This is a genomic window from Pantanalinema rosaneae CENA516, assembly GCF_050753385.1.
GTDB lineage: Bacteria > Cyanobacteriota > Cyanobacteriia > Leptolyngbyales > Leptolyngbyaceae > Pantanalinema > Pantanalinema rosaneae.
Map to the genome: position 1 here is coordinate 36,828 of NZ_JBLZFZ010000021.1, position 19,474 is coordinate 56,301.

Annotated in this window: 10 protein-coding genes; 6 read left to right on the forward strand and 4 right to left on the reverse strand. The window is 46.9% G+C overall.

Annotation, left to right across the window (positions count from 1 at the left end):
• Positions 1–5: 5 nt before the first annotated feature.
• Both ACN4EK_RS14045 and ACN4EK_RS14050 read left to right on the forward strand, forming a co-directional pair.
• A complete protein-coding gene (locus ACN4EK_RS14045) occupies positions 6–188 on the forward strand; it encodes a histidine phosphatase family protein (RefSeq protein ID WP_431658569.1) in 183 nt (60 codons plus the stop codon).
• A 53-nt stretch (positions 189–241) separates the two neighbouring features.
• Complete coding sequence (locus ACN4EK_RS14050) at positions 242–1,306, forward strand: IS4 family transposase (RefSeq protein ID WP_431656348.1); 1,065 nt, start codon at positions 242–244, stop codon at positions 1,304–1,306.
• A 1,011-nt stretch (positions 1,307–2,317) separates the two neighbouring features.
• Here ACN4EK_RS14050 and ACN4EK_RS14055 read toward each other — a convergent pair.
• Both ACN4EK_RS14055 and ACN4EK_RS14060 read right to left on the reverse strand, forming a co-directional pair.
• A complete protein-coding gene (locus tag ACN4EK_RS14055) occupies positions 2,318–3,298 on the reverse strand; it encodes a transthyretin-like family protein (protein WP_431658570.1) in 981 nt (326 codons plus the stop codon).
• A 183-nt stretch (positions 3,299–3,481) separates the two neighbouring features.
• A complete protein-coding gene (locus ACN4EK_RS14060) occupies positions 3,482–4,408 on the reverse strand; it encodes a lipase family protein (RefSeq protein ID WP_431658572.1) in 927 nt (308 codons plus the stop codon).
• 493 nt (positions 4,409–4,901) lie between these two features.
• On the opposite strand from ACN4EK_RS14060, the gene ACN4EK_RS14065 reads away from it, so the two are divergent.
• From ACN4EK_RS14065 to ACN4EK_RS14080, 4 genes are all read left to right on the forward strand, one after another.
• Positions 4,902–6,593, forward strand: a complete 1,692-nt coding sequence (locus ACN4EK_RS14065) for an AAA-like domain-containing protein (protein WP_431658573.1) — start codon at positions 4,902–4,904, stop codon at positions 6,591–6,593.
• A complete protein-coding gene (locus tag ACN4EK_RS14070; RefSeq protein WP_431658574.1) occupies positions 6,593–10,705 on the forward strand; it encodes an AAA-like domain-containing protein in 4,113 nt (1,370 codons plus the stop codon). The genes ACN4EK_RS14065 and ACN4EK_RS14070 overlap by 1 nt, the downstream gene beginning before the upstream one ends.
• Positions 10,706–10,774: 69 nt before the next feature.
• Positions 10,775–14,923: a tetratricopeptide repeat protein gene (locus tag ACN4EK_RS14075; RefSeq protein WP_431658576.1), complete on the forward strand. Its 4,149-nt coding sequence runs from the start codon at positions 10,775–10,777 to the stop codon at positions 14,921–14,923.
• Positions 14,924–15,000: 77 nt separating this feature from the next.
• Positions 15,001–15,396 carry a CU044_2847 family protein gene (locus ACN4EK_RS14080; RefSeq protein WP_431658577.1) on the forward strand — a complete coding sequence of 132 codons (396 nt, stop codon included), beginning with the start codon at positions 15,001–15,003 and terminating at the stop codon, positions 15,394–15,396.
• Positions 15,397–15,415: 19 nt separating this feature from the next.
• Here the strand turns inward: ACN4EK_RS14080 and ACN4EK_RS14085 are convergent, their stop codons facing one another.
• A complete protein-coding gene (locus ACN4EK_RS14085) occupies positions 15,416–15,616 on the reverse strand; it encodes a hypothetical protein (protein WP_431658579.1) in 201 nt (66 codons plus the stop codon).
• Between the two features lie 53 nt (positions 15,617–15,669).
• Positions 15,670–19,452 carry a WD40 domain-containing protein gene (locus ACN4EK_RS14090; protein ID WP_431658581.1) on the reverse strand — a complete coding sequence of 1,261 codons (3,783 nt, stop codon included), beginning with the start codon at positions 19,450–19,452 and terminating at the stop codon, positions 15,670–15,672.
• Positions 19,453–19,474: the final 22 nt, after the last annotated feature.

Consider the following 19,474-nt stretch of genomic DNA (forward strand, 5'->3'; position numbering starts at 1 on the left):
TTCAAATGACACTCTACTTCATCCGTCATGGGAAGAGCGAAGCCAACTGCTTGCATATGATTTCTAACCGAGGCGATCGCTACGGTTTAACCCCCACTGGGAAATTTCAGTCCCAAACTTTGACAGAAAAACTCAAGTCGTTTCCCATTTCTGTTATCTTTACTCTAAGTACAGGACAAAAAGCTTGAAAGATTGAGCAGGGTAGGGTTTCATCAGAATTACGACACTCATCAGAAACCCTATGAGCCAATATAGCGAATTAAGGCGAGTCCTCCAAGCCCAATTGAACTGGCATGGAGCCAGGATTTCATTTCTGGCTTTGTTTTTGTTAGCCTTGCTGAAAGTCAAAACGGTAAATTTAAGCGAACTATGTTTAGGCTTTGGCGGCAAGGCTTTGCCCGAATCGAGCTACAAGCGGTTGCAGCGCTTTTTTCGAGAGTTTGACCTGGATTACACCGAACTGGCGACCCTGTTGGTGAGTTGGATGCAAATTCCACCAGGGTGGGTGTTGAGCCTGGATCGCACGACCTGGAAATTCGGGAGTCATTGGCACAACATTTTGACCTTAGGCATTGTGCATGAAGGGGTTGCCTTCCCGATTCTGTGGTGGCTGTTGGATAAAAAAGGGAACTCCAACAGCGACGAGCGGATGCGGTTTATGGAAACCTTTGCCAAACGATTTCCCACCGCTCGGGTGAACTGCTTGTGTGCGGATCGCGAGTTCGTTGGCCAAGCCTGGGTGCGCTATCTCCTGCTCGAACCGGCTTTAGCCTTTCGCTTACGGATTCGGGACACCGACCAGATTGAGCACGATGGCAAGGTCCTGGCGGCGCGGGTCGTCTTTGCCCATCTGCAAGTCGGTCAATCTCAAAGACTCACTGGCACTTGCCGGGTCTGGGGTTATCCGGTTGCTGTGGAAGCCCTGCGACTTGAGGATGGGGAGTTACTCGTGGTCATTGCGCCCGTCCACACCCAGAATTTGGTTCAAGATTACGCCAAACGTTGGTCGATTGAAACCTTGTTTGGCATTTTCAAAACGCGGGGTTTCTGTCTGGAATCCACTCACTTCACCGATGCCGAGCGGTTGAGCAAGTTGTTCGCCTTGTTGACCTTAGCTTTATGTTGGGCCATGAAAACAGGCGTATGGTTGCATCAATGGCAGCCGATTGAGATGAAAAAACACGGTCGTCGTGCCAAAAGTTTGTTTCGCTTAGGATTCGATTATTTGCGCCATTTGGTGCTCAATCCATCTGCGTCTAATGGGTCCGACTTTTTGCAATCTCTACAACTTTTGTCCCGTACTTAGGTTATTTACACGTCGCCTCTATTACAATCTAGTCTATTGGGAAGAATGAAAGAGGCAGGGGTCTGCAAAACTCCGAACATGCCAAGAGTAGATGGCTGATGTACGTTTTCACGAAAAATGGCGCGGCTTTCAAATTCGTGGCGCGGCATCATAAAGCGTGAAAATCTTTTAAGGTATAGATTCTATCGTTTTTACTGCCTCGAAACCCGTCAGGACTTACTAAATTTTAGTATCAAATTCATGGCGCGAAAGTTTTATTTTATAGAAATAAATTTTTTGGCTACTGTAACTTAAGTCTCTAAAGGTCTTCAAATTCGTGGCGCGGATTTTCGATCGCTCAAACTTCTGCTACATGAGGCTTTCAGTTTTAACAGGACGGTAAATCTTAGCTAGCGACTGTAAGCCAATTTCAGGCAGAAATTTATGCTCTCAAGTGTTTTCAAATTGATGGCGCAGATTTTATTTCTCTAGAAACCTCTCAAATACGAGGTTTCAGGCTTCTGGCTCAGATAGCTTCCATGCTGAGAGGTACCATTGCAACTAGAAACGAGATTGCCTCCCTAGCGATCGTCTTTATCTGTTTCGAGGGCGGTGGGGCAGGAGACACATTTACCCAGAGTCTGCCGATGCCATTTTACGGGCGGTCTTTAAGTAACTGGGGATTGAGGGAGTAGCTTCCGGCGCACAGTAATTACCTGGATTGGATGCACAGCAAATCATGGAATTTTTTATTTTGTGGAAATATTGACAGAAAGGGCTTGGGAGATCGGTGGCGCATCAGGTATTCGATCGTTTTGATGGGAGATGAGAAGTTACCGAGGAGGAGGGCAATCTACCTGCTCAGAGGTTCTGACAACAGGTGATAGAGGAGTATCAACCGATGAATTCTGGCAGGAAATTTCGTCGTAGAAAAGCCTCTGATCTAATGCGAACAGAGGCTTTTGGTAGGTAACAGACGAGAAGTCAGAGGTCGGTTCTTAACCTGTTTATCCGGCAAGACCCTAAAATTTCTCAAGCAGGCAGGGAGGAAATATGCAGATTACCATTACCACCAACACGCCGATAGCTGTTGACATCTTTTGCATATTGGCTAATACCTTCTGCATCAAATTTGGCACTGGCCAGCCTATCCTGTATCCGCAACGGATCAGCTGCATTAGCCGCATTAATTGCCTCCTGAAAGCTACCGCCTAATACCCAGGTTCCTAAGAAGGCCGGGAAACTCAGGAGGGAGTCAGCATAGATCTTCTCGGATCCAGAGGCAACTTGGAAGCCGCCATCTAACCACTCATCGATATGGGATGCTCCATAGCAGGCGGTTGAGAATACCATGCGGAACTTACGACGGTACATCTCTGGAATGGATTTGAGCTTATCTGCCACCATAGCCATTGCGACCCCTTCATTGGGATAGAAGTAGATTCTGTTGTTTAACCCATGAGGTGAAATCAACAAATCAACCGCTTTAACTGATGATTTGGCTGCTACCTGCTCCAACTGATGACAAAGGTTTGAGAGGGTTGCCTGATCCTTCTCCAGCAAATGAACTTTGCCATAGTTTGGACCTAGCATTGTATTAGAAGCTAAACTGGCACCCATCTCTACTGCTTCATACAGCAGCTTATTGGCTCCATCCATTGCCTCGCTTAGGGTAATCAGGTGAATGACTTCACGCTGAGTTTTGGTGACAGGAGGCGTGATAGGCATCACGATCGGAACTGATCTATTATCACCGACATGGAAGTAAGGACCCTTGTGGGCTTGCCCATCGACTACCACACGAAACTCCAAAGCCATGATATCAGGTACTTCTTGTGTAAAAGGACCGAAGGGAGTGTCAAACCGGATAGTGTTTCGATCAATCCATTCCTGTGATAAACCTGAAAATTCGCCGTTACCGTTGGTTTTCCCTTCATAGATTTTGTCGTTGCCGTTGCCGCCTTGGTCGAGGTCATAAATCTGAACTTGGGCATTGACGACAGGGGTTTGCATGTCGTTGTAGAAAACCTTTCCACCCAACGATAACCTAGACATAATTGTCTCCTTTGAACATATTTACAGAGTGTGTTAGTCGTTTATTTTGGTAAAGCACCCTTTTCCTACTACGTTGAGTCGTGGTAGTAAGCGTTTCAGCACTTCTAAACAGAGGTAAGATGCGTTGAGTTTTAGTTCCTTTTAGTGTTGAAGTGCAGGTAATGGAACATTCCCTTGTTGATTGGGTTGAAACCTTAAGTTGTGGAACAACGCCGCTTCGTATCGCTGAACGTCATGGTCTTTTACGTTGCCCCACATCCGAACTTCAGGCGAATCAAGGTCGAGTGAAGAATCGTAGGGACCCGCACCAGGAAATGGTAGGACACGAATGTTGTTTGTCTTACCAACATGGCGATAACCCAGGAACAGATCGTCTGGTAGCATGGGTACCAGATCCAGGGCATAGACATAACGCTGAACATTCATCCTGGCGAACAAGCGGCTAAATTGTTCATTGCCAATGCGAGGACATCCATAGGTGTAGAGCCCCTGAACAGGTATGCTTTGGGCTTGGAGGGTGATCGCAGTCAGTACCGCCTGTGCACCACCCAGGCTATGGCCTGTCACCCAAATTCTCTGTTGAGATGTTCGATGCTTGTTCACCAAACGAATGATGTCGTCTCGAACTTCTTGAAAAGCATTCCAAAATCCTGAATGAACTTTGATGTCAGTACCAAAATCACTCATGGGTGCTTTCACAATGTTGGTGTTGGTTCTGATAAAGTCTCGGACTCTAGAACTCCAACTAGCAGAAAGTTCCGTACCTCGAAATACAACGATTATGACTTCGTTGTTTGACATAACAACGCCATCGGTGTCGTATTGATGATGGCTGGCAAGATCGCTGGCAAAATCGAACTGATCAACTCCTAAAGGACGGAACCGACCTTCAAAGGTTTGATGAACATTCCAAAGATCTGTCCAGTTGATACCTAGCTGATCAGGGAAGATCAAGCGACTGGCAACCATGAGTAAGTAAGCATTAACTCTGTCATATCCAGTCGCATTAGAATTGAATACAGACTTGAAACAGTTCGCTCCTCGAATAGGGGCAATCGAGGTCGTCATAGTAGAACTCCATTCTTGAGTAAGGTGTTGGAACTTAGCAGGTTGAGTTATGGAGCAGCCTGAAGTTTTGCACTCTTAGGTTTGACAATTTCACTATCGCCAGTGGAGTTGCCCCTAAGAAACCTCAGGTGTGAAACATCTGAAAGCCTTGAAGCAAAGAAACTGAGAACTTCAGGGAAAATAATTTACTTCAGTGATCCCCCAAGTTCTTTAAGAAGGCTATGAAGAAGCTGATCTTGACTAACTATTACAGGTAAAATGGCTACCTTTCTTCTTAAAGCTTTTGTGATACGGCAAATACAATAGCTGAGTTTGCAACTGCTGCTTGATATGTTTTACTCAAATCTGTAAAGTCTCTTTAACGAATGAGTTTTAGTTAAAAACTTTGAATAATTTTGGTATTATGCTTCAGATAGAAAATTCTTTGGAATAGGCACGTCCTGTACGGCAGCTACCAATCTCTAACCTATTGCCCCTATAGGTAAATAGATCCATGCATAAGATTAAGATCCTGATTCTGTCTGCGAATCCTAAGGATACGGATAAGCTACGCCTTGATGAAGAGCTTCGAGAGATTAAAGAAGCCTTAAAACTGGCTAAAAAGCACGACCTCTATGAAATCATTGTTGAGAGTGCTGTGCGGGTGGATGACTTACGACGCGCATTGCTAGAATACACTCCCCAAATTGTCCATTTTTCAGGTCATGGGGGTGGGAGTCATGGTATTGCGCTGGAAAATAATTCTGGGAAGATGCAGCTCGTAAGCACTGCCTCTTTAGCCCGACTATTTAAATTCTTCAAAGACAACATCCACTGCGTTTTTTTGAATGCCTGTTACTCAGAAGTACAGGCAAATGCTATCTGCAAGCACATCAACTACGTGGTAGGGATGAATCAGGCAGTTGGAGATCGCGCGGCGATTGAGTTTGCCAAAGGGTTTTATGATGCTCTGGGAGCAGGGCGGTCGTTTGAAGAGGCCTATGAGTTAGGTTGCACATCCATTGATTTGGAAAGCATTCCTGAGTCTTCAACCCCTGTGCTTAAAATTCGGGAGGGACAGATCTCTGTACCACCTCCTACTCCACCTTCTGAAGGAGAGCCCAAGCTCCCTCCGGATCCCCCAGAATCATCACCTATTCCTGTTCCAGTTGCTCCCCTTGAAATTCCTGAGGGACAAGTCCCGTTAGATTCACCCTTTTATATTGAACGACCTCCCATTGAGGTGGATTGTTACGAAACCATTTTGCGACCGGGAGCCCTAATTCGGGTGAAGGCTCCCCGACAGATGGGTAAAAGTTCGCTGTTATCACGCATTCTGGACGCTGCTGCGCAGCAGGACTATGAGATAGCGGCGTTGAGTTTTCAATCTGCGGATGCCAAGTATTTAACTGATCTCGATCAGTTTTTGAAGTGGTTTTGCGCCTGTATCACGAACGAGTTGGGATTGCCCAACAAAATCAATGAGTACTGGGCAGATGATTTCCTGGGCAGCAAGGATAAATGTACCAATTATTTTCAGCGGTACTTACTGGCTGAGGTAAAACATCCCCTAGCACTTGGGCTGGATGAAGTGGATGAAGTTTTCAAACACCCAGAGGTGGCAGTCGATTTCTTTGGTTTGCTGAGAGCTTGGCATGAAAAGTCGAAAAATAATCGAGTCTGGCAAAAACTACGGTTGGTATTGAGCCATTCCAAGGAGGTTTACATTCCGCTGAATATTAACCAATCTCCCTTTAACGTAGGAGTCGCCGTTGAATTACCCTTGCTGACAACTTCTCAGGTCCAAGAACTGGTATTCAAACATGGGCTGGACTGGTCGAATGAACAACTTGAGCAGGTGATGAGTCTGTTTGGAGGACATCCCTTTCTGGTGCGGATGGCATTCTACCAACTGGCCAAGGGTCGAGTCACTCTGGAAACCTTAAAGCAGGTCGCTGCGACGGAGGAAAGTTTTTACAGTGATCATTTACGGCGGCATCTGCTGAATTTAAGAGCCGATGATGCGCTATTTCTAGCTGCCAGAAAGGTATTTGCCAATCCTGGTCCCATAAACGTGGTACAAGTCGGTTCAGCTGAGGCCTTTAAGCTCCGCAGCATGGGAATTGTGAAAACAAAGGGAAATGATGTCATTCCATTGTGTACTCTGTACTGGCAGTATTTCTCAAATCGTCTGGAGGTGGGCTGATGGCTGCAACTCCTCCAAACTATACCTATCAGGTTGGTGGCAGTTTGCCTGTTGAGGCGCCAACCTATGTGAAACGCCAGGCCGATCGCGAATTGTATGAGAGCCTGAAGTGGGGTGAGTTTTGCTATGTACTGAACTCCCGGCAGATGGGTAAATCTAGTCTGCGGGTGCAGGTGATGCAGCAGTTACAGGAAGAGGGGTATGCCTGTGCTGCGATCGACATTACTTCCATTGGAACAGCAACGCTTACACCAGAACAATGGTATGGCGGCATTATTAATAATCTGGTGAACAGCTTTGATCTTTACGATCACTTTCATTTGAGCGAATGGTGGATGAAACACCATTTACTATCGCCTGTGCAACGACTAAGCCAGTTTATTGAGACAGTGCTACTCAAGGAAGTGGCATCGAATATTGTTATTTTCATTGATGAAATTGATAGCGTTCTTAGTCTAAATTTCAACCTGGATGACTTCTTTGCCCTCATTCGAGATTGCTATAACCGCCGAGCAGATCAACCGGATTACCGACGGCTGACCTTCGCCCTTCTGGGTGTATCAACGCCATCTGATTTAATTCAAGATCGACGACGAACTCCCTTTAATATTGGACGAGCGATCGCTCTTATCGGTTTTCAACCCAACGAAGCTTCCCCCCTCGCCGCAGGACTGGCTGAGATTGGGGATGCTCAGGTTCTGATGTCAGCCGTGCTGGAATGGACAGGTGGACAACCGTTTCTCACCCAGAAGGTCTGTAAGCTGCTTTGCAGTGGTAGAGATACTCCTGCACCGGGAGCAGAGGCAGTATGGGTGGAAGAGATCGTGCGGCGACAGGTGATTGCCGATTGGGAAGCCCAAGATGAACCGGAACACCTGAAGACGATTCGAGACCGGATTCTATTGAGTGGAGATCGCCAAGTGGGGCGCTTACTAGGAATGTGTCAGCAAATACTACAGGAGGGCAGTATTGCTGCGGATGGAAGCCCAGAGCAGGCAATACTACGACTGACGGGGTTGGTGGTGAAGCAGGCAGGAACGCTACAGATCTACAACCAAATTTACCAGAAGGTGTTTAACCCACAGTGGTTTGAGCAAGAACTGGGAAAGCTGCGCCCCTACGGGTTGGAACTGAATGGATGGGTGGAGTCGGGGCGGCTGGATGAGTCGCAATTGCTGCGGGGTAAGGCGTTAAGGGCGGCGCAGGCTTGGGCAGCGGATAAACGGCTGGATGACGTGGATTATCAGTTTTTGGCGGCGAGCCAGGAAGTTGAGCAGCGGGAAGTTGAGCGAAGTTTGGAGGTAGAGAGGAAGGAAAGGACGGTTCTAGCGGAGGCGAATCGAAAGGCTAGGCAACGAATTCAGTTTGGCTCCGTAATTTTGCTGGGTTCTATAGTTGCAGCAGTCATCACTGGACTTTGGGCGAATAGAACTCTGTTTCGAGTACAAGAAGTAGCACGCTTAGAACGAGCTGGAACAGAGGCTCTAAATCAATTCCAATATAACCAGATAGATGGACTAATTTCGGCGATGAGAGCAGTTCAGGATTTAGAGGCTTTGCCAGGTTTTCGTCATTTATCAGGTAGTTACCGTCCCGTTAGCCCAGTCTCCTCATTACAGGAAATCTTATTCCAAGTCAACGAGAAAAATCGATTTGAAGGACACCATGAGCGTGTATGGAGTGCTAGCTTTAGCCCTGATGGACAGCATTTTGTGACTGCAGCAGGAGATGGCATAGTCCGTTTGTGGAATCTCGATGGTAGCTTGGTTAAGCAATTCAAAGGGCATGACCAAGTAATCTACGGTGTTGCTTTTAGTCCTGATGGTAAACAAATAGCTACTGCCTCAGGAGATGGGACTGCTCGTCTCTGGACGCTTAATGGCAAGCTATTACGAAAATTTCAAAAACATCAAAAACATATTAGCAGTATAGCTTTCGACCTAAACGGACAACATATAATAACAGGCTCAGCAGATGGCACTGCTCGTTTATGGAATCTTGACGGTACGCTAGCACAAGAGTACAAAGGACACGAAGGCTGGGTTAATGCACTCAGTGTTAGTCCGGATGGGAAACAGTTTGTTACTGCCTCATCGGATGGAGCAGCTAGACTCTGGAATTGGAACGGTTCTCTAGTACGTGAAATCAAAGTTTCTAATGAACCTGTAAGAGATATCAATTTTCGTCCTGATGGCAAACAAATTGCGACAGCTTCAGAAGATCGAGTTGCTCGGATATGGAACTTAGATGGAAAATTAATTCAGGAACTCAAAGGGCATCAAGGATCAATATTTACTGTTAGTTTCAGCCCTGATGGCAAACAAGTTGCGACAGGAGCATATGATGGTGTTGCTAGATTATGGGCTCTAGATGGAAGCCTTGAGAACGAGTTTAAGGGACATATAAACTTTATTAACGATATTACTTTTAGCCGCAATGGAAAGTACATTTTAACTGCTGCTGCTGATAATTCAATTCGTTTATGGTCAACATCTACTGATGATTCATTAGTGAGAATACTTGAAGGTCACGAAGACGATGTAAGAAGCATTAAAATTAGCCCTAATGGAAAGTGGATAGCTACTGGAGACGGCAACGGTACAGTACGAATATGGGAATCTACTGGTTTGATGGTCAGAGAATTCAAGGCTCACAGTCAAGGTAGAATTGGTAGTATCGATTTCAGCCCTGATAGTGAGCAGATATTGACTGCTTCGGATTTAGAAAGCACTGCTCATTTATGGAACATTAATGGTTCTCTAATACGAAAATTCAATCGACCTTATCGAAAAAATGTATCTGAAATATATAGTGTAGCTTTCAGCCCTGATGGGCGATGGGTTGTGACTGGCTCAGCTAACGGGGCCGTCCATCTTTGGTATTTGAATGGTGAAGTTAAAAAAGAATTTATGGCACATCAAAGTTGGATTAATGCCGTAGTCTTTAGCCCCGATAGTAAGCAGATCGCTACTGCTGCATCAGACGGTAAAGTCCGTTTGTGGACCTTAGAAGGTTCTTTGATCCAGAAATTCCAGGGACATGGTGGAGGAGTACGGAGCGTGAATTTTAGTCCTGATGGTCAAATGGTTGCTTCTGCTTCTATAAATGGAACTGCGTATATATGGAACATTAGAGGCTTATTTATGAGAGAACTTAAAGGGCATCAAAGCGGCATTGCCAGCATTAATTTCAGTCTCAATGGAAGCCAACTAGCGACAGCCTCGGATGATAGTATTATTCGCCTATGGGATCTTGATGGATCCTTACTTCAGGAGTTTAAAGGTCATAAAGGTCGTGTTTGGGCTGTGACCTTTACTCCAGATGGGAAGCATCTATTGAGTTCTTCAGCAGATGGAACTGGTAGAATTTGGAAGATTTTCGCGGGTGACACAGAGCGCTTATTGTCTGAAGGATGTCTTTATCTGAATGACTATCTCATTACGCATCCTGAGAATTTAGTTAACTTAGAAGCTTGCCAAAGCCCAGAAAGAATTGAAAAAGCAGCACCTTACTTAGTTGAAGTAGGTCAAACTCAAGCCAGAAACGGGAAGCTAGAAGAAGCGGTTAATACCTTCCGCCAAGCCCTCCTATGGAAGCCTAATTTGGGGATTGATCCAAAGATCGAAGCAGACAAACAATATGCTTATTTCCTGGTTAGTAATGGCGAAGAGCTAGTTCAAGACGGCAAAGTAGATGGAGCTTTAGCTGCTTTTGCAGAGGCTCAGAGGCGTAATCCAGACATCAATATAGATTCTTCATCCTGGAATACTCTCTGTTGGAACGGTAGTCTCAACGGTTTTGCAGCTAAGGTTATCGATGCTTGTGAGCAGGCTGTTGCATTAGCTCCTGACAGTGCTGGCATCAAGGATAGCCGCGGACTGGCTAGAGTACTCACAGGTGATGCTAAAGGTGCAACTGCCGACTTCAAGGCTTTCATTAATTCAACAGCCGATGAAGCCTCGAAAGCGCGAAGACAACGCTGGGTCAATGCTTTAGAATCCTGGCTGAAAAATCCCCAACCAGAAACCTACCCCTTTACTTACGAAGCCCTGAAAGAAGGTAGGCATCCCTTCGCCCCGAAAGAGCTAGAAGCTCTGCGAGGAGGAGCATAACGATTATGAACATCTATTGGTATCAGTTCACGATTAGTCAAAGTCTTGCCCTCTCTCAGGAGTAAGCAAATGAACGAGCCCCCTCTCCCCAACTATGACTACCAGGTTGGTGGCAGTTTGCCTGTTGAGGCACCAACCTATGTGAAGCGCCAAGCTGATCGCGAATTGTATGAGAGCCTGAAGCGAGGAGAGTTTTGCTATGTACTGAACTCCCGGCAGATGGGTAAATCTAGTCTGCGGGTGCAGGTGATGCAGCAGTTACAGGAAGAGGGGTATGCCTGTGCTGCGATCGACATTACTTCCATTGGAACAGCAACGCTTACACCAGAACAATGGTATGGCGGCATTATTAATAATCTGGTGAATGGGTTTGATCTCTATACGGACTTTGATTTACGCAGTTGGTGGAAAGAGCAGGAACTACTATCGCCCGTGCAGCGATTGAGTCTATTTTTTGAAACAGTTCTACTCCAGTTTATTCAAGAAAGTATTGTCATTTTTATTGACGAAATTGATAGTGTTTTAAGCCTCAGTTTTAATCTGGATGATTTCTTTGCGGTAATTCGCGATTGCTACAACCGTCGTGCCGATCGCCCGAATTATCGTCGTCTCACGTTTACACTACTAGGAGTCTCCACCCCATCTGACTTGATCCAAGATCGGCGGTTAACGCCATTTAACATCGGTAAGGCGATCGAACTGACGGGATTTCAGCCCCAGGAGGCAAAACCACTGGAAACCGGACTGGCAACTGTAGGGAATTCTCAGGCATTAATGGAGATGGTGCTGGACTGGACTGGAGGACAGCCGTTTCTAACACAGAAGGTATGTAAACTGATTCGTAGTGCTGAAACAACCGTTGCTACTGGTGAAGAAGCTGCCTGGGTAGAGAGCTTAGTCCGACAACGCATTATCGAAAACTGGGAAGCTCAGGATGAGCCAGAACATTTGAAGACGATTCGCGATCGCATTTTGCTGAGTGGAGAACAGCAGATGGGGCGACTATTGGGCATGTGCCAGCAGATTGTGCAGCAGGGGTCGATTCCGGCAGACGGCAGCCTTGAGCAGGCAGCACTGCGGTTGACTGGACTAGTAGTGAAGCGAGGCAACACACTACAAATCTACAACCGGATTTATCGGGAGGTATTTGATCAGAATTGGTTTGAGCAAGCCCTAGAGCAATTGCGTCCTTATGCGACAGAACTAAATGCCTGGATTGCATCAGCCTGCCAAGAAGAGTCCCGACTGCTCCGGGGACAGACGTTACAGGATGCCTTAGCCTGGGCTGCGGGTAAAAGCTTGAGTGACCAGGATTACCAGTTCCTCAATGCCAGCCAAGAGGTTGATAAGCGGTTGGTTCAGCTTGCGCTCAATGCCCAGGAAGAAGCCAACCAGATTCTTGCTACAGCCAACCGTCAAGCCAATTTTCGACTGAAGATGGCGGCATCGGTGATGGGAGCGAGCCTTGTGGTAGCGGCACTGGCGGGATGGTCGGCAAGGAATTTCCAATCGGAGGCTATTGCAGCTAGACAGGATGCGAAGGTTGCCAAGCAGGAAACAGCTCAATCTCTCCAAGCACGAGATATGGCAACTCAGATAGCTAATGCAGAGAAACAACGTGCACAAACTTTGAAGCAACATGCAGATGCAGAAAAGAAAGTTGCTGGGAAAGCAAAGGCAGACTTAGCGCAGACTCAACAAGCTTTGAGCACCGCAAAAGTGGAGCAAGCTCGGATTGTCCAGCAGTCCAAAAAACAGGTTGAGGTGGCTGAGCAGGAGGTCAAGAATGCAGAACAGCGTGTTGCGACCGCTAATCAGGTAGAGCAAAAGGCTCAACAGGATGTGCAACGGGCAAACACACAATTGCAAAGCGCACAGACCCAACGGCAAACAGTTGAACGGGATCTGAAAGATGTTTGGGCGCTGAGCCAGGCTGAAACCCAAAGGTTACAAGACAAATCGGATGAAGCCTTAAAAATTTATGACCAAATTCTTAAACAAAACCCTAGTAACTCCTTCGTCCTTGTAGCCCGAGGGTTTGTTTATCTGGAGAAGGAGATGAATGAGCAGGCATTGTCAGACTTTCAGGCAGTGCTGGAACAATCACAGGATAACCCGATGGCATGGCTGGGTTTTGGACTAATCCAATATAGCCGTAAGAACCTGGACAAAGCTATCTCAGCTTATCGGAGCGCCATTAAAATTGATCGCAGTTATGCAGCGGCATATTACAATTTAGGAATTGCTTTGTATGACAACCAGAACTTGGACGAAGCAGTTGTTGCATATCGCCAAGCTGTTGAATATGATCCTAATAACATCCAGGCTTATATTGACCTCGGAAACATATTAAGAGATAAAAAGAAACCAGATGAAGCACTTGCTATCTATCAGCAAGCTCTTGAAAAAGAACCTACAAATATTTTTATACATATTTATATTGGATATGCTTTAAATGAGCAAAAGAAGTTTAGTGAAGCGATTGCAATTTATCAAAAAGCATTGAAACTACCGGATGTATTAGGTTCCCGAGTAAGCATACCCGTTCTCGCCTACAGTAGTTTAGACAGCTCTCTATCTGGATTTAAAGGGACAAGTGATACTGGTAGCCCGTATCGAATTATTAATGTCGCCAGTAAGCAAGGGTTTAAAGTTAAAGCCCATGCCTTTACTTATCATGGGTTAGGAAATGTGCTGAGTAATCAGAAGAAGTGGGATGAAGCCATTGCTATGTATAAAAAGGCGATCGAGCTTGACCCAAACTTTTCTTATCCCTATAACAACTTAGGGCTTGCGCTGTATAACCAGAAGAGATTGGATGAAGCCATTGCTATGTATAAAAAAGCGATCGAGCTTGCTCCCAATGATGCCTATCCATACAACAACTTGGGGAATGTACTGAACAAGCAGAAAAAATTGGATGAAGCTATTACTATGTATAGAAAGGCGATTATCCTTGATCCCAACTATGCCGATCCCTACAACAACATCGGGCTTGTGCTGGATGAACAGGAGAAGTTTGATGAAGCTATTAGTATGTATAAAAAAGCGATTAAGGTTGATCCTAATGTTGCCTATTTCTACAACAATCTGGGTGGCGCGCTGTATAAGCAGGAAAAATTGGATGAAGCTATTAGCATGTATAAAGAGGCAATTGAGCTTGACCCAAACTATGCCGCTGCTTACTACAACGTCGGGCTTGTGCTGAGTAATCAGAAGAAGTTGGATAAAGCCATTGTTATGTATAAAAAGGCGATTGAGCTTGACCCAAACTATGCCGTTGCTTACAACAATTTGGGGAATGTGCTGTATAACCAGAAGAAGTTGGATGAAGCCATTGCTATATATAAAAAGGCGATTGAGCTTGACCCAAATTATGCCGTTGCTTACTACAACATCGGGCTTGTGCTGAACGACCAGAAGAAATTGGATGAAGCTATTAGCATGTATAAAAAGGCAATTGAGCTTGACCCAAATTATGCCGTTGCTTACTACAACATTGGGCTTGTGCTATATAACCAGAAGAAGTTGGATGAAGCCATTGCTATATATAAAAAAGCGATTGAGCTTGACCCAAACGATGCCTATCCATACATTGGTTTGGGAATTGCGCTGAGCGTCCAGAAAAAGTGGGATGAAGCCTTTACTGCCTATCAAACGGCGATCAAACTTAGCCCCAACGATGCCAATGCCTACAGTAACTTAGGAGTTGCGCTATATGAACAGAAGAAGTTTGATGAAGCCATTGCTGTTTATCAAACGGCAATTAAGCTTGACCCCAACGATGCCTATATTTACAACGGCTTAGGAAATGTGCTAGCCATACAAGGTAAATTGAATGAAGCTATTGTTCATTATGAAAAGGCAAGCGCCCTTAATGACAATTTCTGGGAGCCTGTAATGAAAATGGGGCTAATTCGTTATGAGCAAAACCAGATTGATGAAGCCATTCGTCTCTGGCAACGATGCCTCACCCTTGATAGTACCGCAGCCGAGCCTAACCTGGCTCTGGCAGTTGCCCTGTACCGCCATCAAGGTCAAACAAACAAAGTGATTAAGTTGGCGGAAACCGCGATCAAACAGAACGCTAAAGTCAGTGACCTCAGCTACTTAAAAGAAAACCTTTGGGGCAAAAAATTAATCATTGATACCCAAGCTCTATTACAACACCCTTCAATTCAGGAGATTGTTTCAAACACCAAAAACAGGCAACCTTAAAGAGACTCTCAATATCCTGTAATGACTATCCTTGCCCCTAGCCAGAAATCAAACTAGTGACAACCAAAACAACTTTTATGGCACAACTCACCCCCCTCGAACTCGATGATGGCAGCCTGATCTATATCGAAGCTGCGGACAACTCAATAGCAGAGATTCCTCCAGTTATCCCTCGTCCCTCTAGGGATACTGACAATCCTAAACGGGGCATCCCTGGTCTCACCCCTACCGACCCTGGCAGGCAAATCACTCAAAGTTTCCAAGCTGTGGAACGCACGATTCGTGCCCACACTCTCTACACCTTAAACGCCTTCAAAAACTTGGGACTGGCAGAAGTCAGCGAAGTCACCTTGAAATTTGGCGTCAATGTTGATGTGCAAACTGGAGTTCCCTACATCGCCAATGGCAAAGCCGGATGTAGTACTGAAATCACTGTAAAATGCGTCTTTCCACCCAAGCCCATCGCCGAGTAAACGGCATCAACGAGTTGAACTATTTGGGTTCAATCGGCTTGCGGATGCCTTCAAGCTGTTCCAGTTGGTCTGTATTAGGAGCAACAGCATCCCGTTCTGTCTTTTTCGGGTCACGTGCTCCATCCGATTCCGTTTTGTCCTCCGAATTGCGAGGAACAACTAACTGTCTGACCATCTCATCGTCAGAGGGATTGGATTCCTGATTCTCTGGATGCATCATGAGAGCGTTCTCCAACTGAAATTGGCAAAATCCCGCTAGCCCTCAGCTTACCATCATCCTTCTCGTTCCACCGCCCCCAGCGCAAATAACGTTGCCCGTTGTGCCGCTGTCAGCCCGATCGCACCCTTGATATTCATCCCTTCATAGGGGCGGGCAACTCGCAGAGTTTTGAGGCATTCCCCCGTTTGCCCATCCCAAACCTGAATCAACTCATCCTCGCCACCACTGATAATAGTTTGAGCCACAGGATGAACCGCGATCGACCACACCGTTTTGCGATGCCCCTGCATCGTTTTCGTGTTTTGCCCCGTTGTCACATCCCAGACCCTCACTGTCCGATCGTCACCCCCACTGGCTAACCACTGCCCATCCGGGCTAAACGCCACTGTACGCACCCGCTGAGTATGCCCCTGCCAGATCTGCTGACAGATTCCCGTTGCCAGATCCCAAATTCGAATCACCTGGTCTGCGCTGCCACTAGCAATCCATTGCCCACAAGGACTGAAAGCGATCGCGCTGACTGCCCCCGCATGTCCCTGCAACGTCTGCAAATATTCCCCCGTTTCAACACTCCAGAGCCTCACCGTCTGGTCGTCACTGCCACTGGCAACCGTCCTGCCATCGGGACTAAATGCCACACACTTCACGCGACTGCTGTGCTCTCGCCAAGTTTGCAGACATTCTCCAGTTTGACAATCCCACAGTTTCACTGTCTGATCCCAACTGCCACTGACACACCAGCGTCCATCTGGGCTGATATTCACTGAATGAACCCAACCATCATGTCCTTTAAAGGTGCGTAAACACTCACCGCGATCGCAGTCCCAGAGCTTAAGGGTGCCATCATCACTCCCACTGAGCAGAAATTGGGACTGGCATTGCTCCAACGAATTTAGAGCGGTTACAGTCCCGCTTGGAACAAAAGCCAGTGTGGAAACCAGATCAGCATGTCCCTGCAAAATCTGGAAGCATTCCCCCGTCGTCATATTCCACAACCGGATCTGGTAATCCTCACCACCACTTACTAGGATTTCCCCGTTAGAACTAAGGGCGATCGCAAACACCGAATTGCTGTAACCATGCTGTGATCGAATACACCGACCTGATGCCACATCCCAAAGTTTAAGCACCTGATCACTCCCAATACTGAGCAACGTTTGCCCCTGGGGATGAAAGTCTACCAACCAGACCCGTTCTGCATGTCCCTGGCAGGTTTGTAAGCATTCCCCCGTTGTCACATCCCATAGACGAACTGTCTTATCTTCACTAGCGGTTGCCAGCAGTCGCCCATCCGGGCTAAACGCCACCGCCCAAACATCACTGCGATAATCCAACAGGCTGCGAGTACACTGCCCTATGCTTAAATCCCACAATTTGACTGTTGCATGATCGCTACCTGTTGCAAGCGTCCTGCCATTAGGACTGAGGGCGATCGCAAGTGCCCAATTTACTGGAATCTGATGAACCTTGTAGCAGTTTCCACTCCTGACATCCCACAGCCGTACCGTTTGATCAGCTCCACTACTAACCAGTGTTTCTCCATCAGGAGTAAAGCGAACTGAAAAGACATGCCCCTGATGTCCTGACAAAACACGAAGGCATTCCCAGCACTCCCTATCCCACAATCGAATCGTCTGGTCATGGCTTCCACTTGCCAGCACTTGTCCGTCTGAGCTGAAGGCTAGAGACTGAACAACTTTTTGATGTCCACGCAGTGTCTTAAGGCATTGCCCCGTCTCCACATCCCACAACCGAATTGTCTGATCATGACTGCCACTCGCCAATACCTGTCTATCCGGGCTAAGGGCTAGAGCCTGCACCCAGGCAGTATGCCCTTTGAGCGTGAGAACAGGTCGATGCTCTGATACTTGCCAAAGACAAATTTCATGATCAATCCCTGTTGCCAGTAAACTCCCATCTGGGCTAAACGTGGCAGAGAAAAGACTGCCCAGGGTTTGTGTAAAGACAGATCGCAACAGATCCGCATTTGCAAAATTAACACCGCATAAGTTGGCACTTCCCAGAGAGGCTTGCCAGATGGTCAGGTTAGAAAAATCAAACTCGCCGATGGGAATCTTTAACTGTCCCAGTAGGTTGAGCAAATTTCCAGCCCCATATCCAGGCTGCCGGGGTGGTTGTGCCCGCAGGTTAGCCAGTACCTGATGCAGCAGTTGACGAAGTACTTCCTGGCTTCCGAACTGAGCCATGAGTCGATCCACAAGGGGTTGGAGAATTAAACGAATTTGGGCCGTTCTCAAGTAATCCTTTGTCTGTGCTTTCACCAGTACATGGTGGTTAAACAGTGCCAGATTCCCCTGAATGATTTCGCCATGAATTTGCTCGATGAATTGCTCAGTCACATACTCCATCACCACAGGCTGTTGCGTAAAGCTGACCGATCGCCCCTCAGCAGATGCGCTTTTCTCAATAAGCGACCGTAACTGCAAAGACTCTAGCGTTTCTAACAGCGATCGCACGTTCACTGACGGCACCATATCCTGCTGCAACTCTGCCAACGTCATCCATTCCCGCTGAATTGCCAGCCAATACATCACCTGCTTTTCCATTGCCGACAGTCGATTAAACTGCTGCTCCAGTAAATCCGAAATGTCGCCAAAGATGATGGTTCCCTGTTCCAGAAACAATGCCACATTTCCGCCAAAGACCTCCTGGATCGTCGTCGCCACCATCTTCAAAGCCAGGGGATTACCCGAATAATGGGCAATTAGCGATCTCCCGTCCGCTTCCAATACTTGAAATCCCTTTTCTCGTAGGATCTCCTCTCCAGCAGATTGCATCAATCCTGCCAATTTCAAAGACCGAATAGGGAGATCCTTACCTTCCTTCGTACCCAATTCTCTCAGTTTTTCGCGGCTGGTTAACACTAGACAACTTTGATGAATGGACTCTCCCACACTTCGCAACAACTGACCGTAGCTCTCGTAGCCTGCGCGGTAGCCTCCAGCCCGCTGCTCCGTCTGCAAAATCGATTCGCCATTGTCGAGTACCAGCAAACATCGGGCTTGACGAAGATAATTCAATAAGAGAGAAATGCGTCCATCCAAAGATTCTGGCAGATCAGTAACCTGGTGGTTTGAGAGAAAGCCAATCACGTCGGTCAGCAACTCTTCCACAGGAGGAGCATTGCGAAGCGATCGCCAAATCACATACTCAAACTCATCCTGCACCTGCTCCGCCAGCTTGATAGATAAGGCTGTTTTACCGACTCCTCCCATTCCCAGCACTGTAACCAGGTGGCAACACTCATCCATAATCCAGGTATGGAGCACCGCCAGCTCATTTTCTCGCCCATACAACGTCGATACATTTGGGGCTTCTCCCCAGTCCTGATGCTGGACCATTTCAGGCTTTACTGACCCTGGAGTTTCAGCTATCTCTTGAAATAACGGTTCCTCTTCATCCCCCGTCGCTTGCTTCGATCGTAACGGTCGCCGCCGTTCCCACTCTGCTTCAAACTGTTGCAAGTTAGCTGAGAGCTCTCGTCGTCGATACCACAGGCTTAGGGTAAAATGCCAATCTTCTGCTCCCTGAGTAGCCGTTCGGTTATCCTCCAGAATATCCATGAAATCCTGAAGGCGTTTCAACGCTTCTTTGATCTGCTCCCCTGTTAAAGCCCCTTCATAGCGATCTTTGGCCGTCAGTGCCTGCAAAAATCGTACCTTTGTTTTGACGACCAATCGCTTCTCTGTCTGCCAGTTCACCTGAATGGATAGGTGTTCAACATCGTCCAGTTCATAATTAGCATAGGTAACCAGGGCTTCAAACAGACGTTTAGCCCGCTTCTTCGCTTGCGGTCCATAGTTAGGTCTTGCCATCTATACCTCTGTGCTAGCCAAG

Excerpts from the sequence above, each read along its gene's own strand:
- ACN4EK_RS14045 (WP_431658569.1), top strand. The coding sequence starts at position 6 with ATGACACTCTACTTCATCCGTCATGGGAAGAGCGAAGCCAACTGCTTG.
- ACN4EK_RS14050 (WP_431656348.1), top strand. The coding sequence starts at position 242 with ATGAGCCAATATAGCGAATTAAGGCGAGTCCTCCAAGCCCAATTGAAC.
- ACN4EK_RS14055 (WP_431658570.1), bottom strand. The coding sequence starts at position 3,298 with ATGCAAACCCCTGTCGTCAATGCCCAAGTTCAGATTTATGACCTCGAC.
- ACN4EK_RS14060 (WP_431658572.1), bottom strand. The coding sequence starts at position 4,408 with ATGACGACCTCGATTGCCCCTATTCGAGGAGCGAACTGTTTCAAGTCT.
- ACN4EK_RS14065 (WP_431658573.1), top strand. The coding sequence starts at position 4,902 with ATGCATAAGATTAAGATCCTGATTCTGTCTGCGAATCCTAAGGATACG.
- ACN4EK_RS14070 (WP_431658574.1), top strand. The coding sequence starts at position 6,593 with ATGGCTGCAACTCCTCCAAACTATACCTATCAGGTTGGTGGCAGTTTG.
- ACN4EK_RS14075 (WP_431658576.1), top strand. The coding sequence starts at position 10,775 with ATGAACGAGCCCCCTCTCCCCAACTATGACTACCAGGTTGGTGGCAGT.
- ACN4EK_RS14080 (WP_431658577.1), top strand. The coding sequence starts at position 15,001 with ATGGCACAACTCACCCCCCTCGAACTCGATGATGGCAGCCTGATCTAT.
- ACN4EK_RS14085 (WP_431658579.1), bottom strand. The coding sequence starts at position 15,616 with ATGATGCATCCAGAGAATCAGGAATCCAATCCCTCTGACGATGAGATG.
- ACN4EK_RS14090 (WP_431658581.1), bottom strand. The coding sequence starts at position 19,452 with ATGGCAAGACCTAACTATGGACCGCAAGCGAAGAAGCGGGCTAAACGT.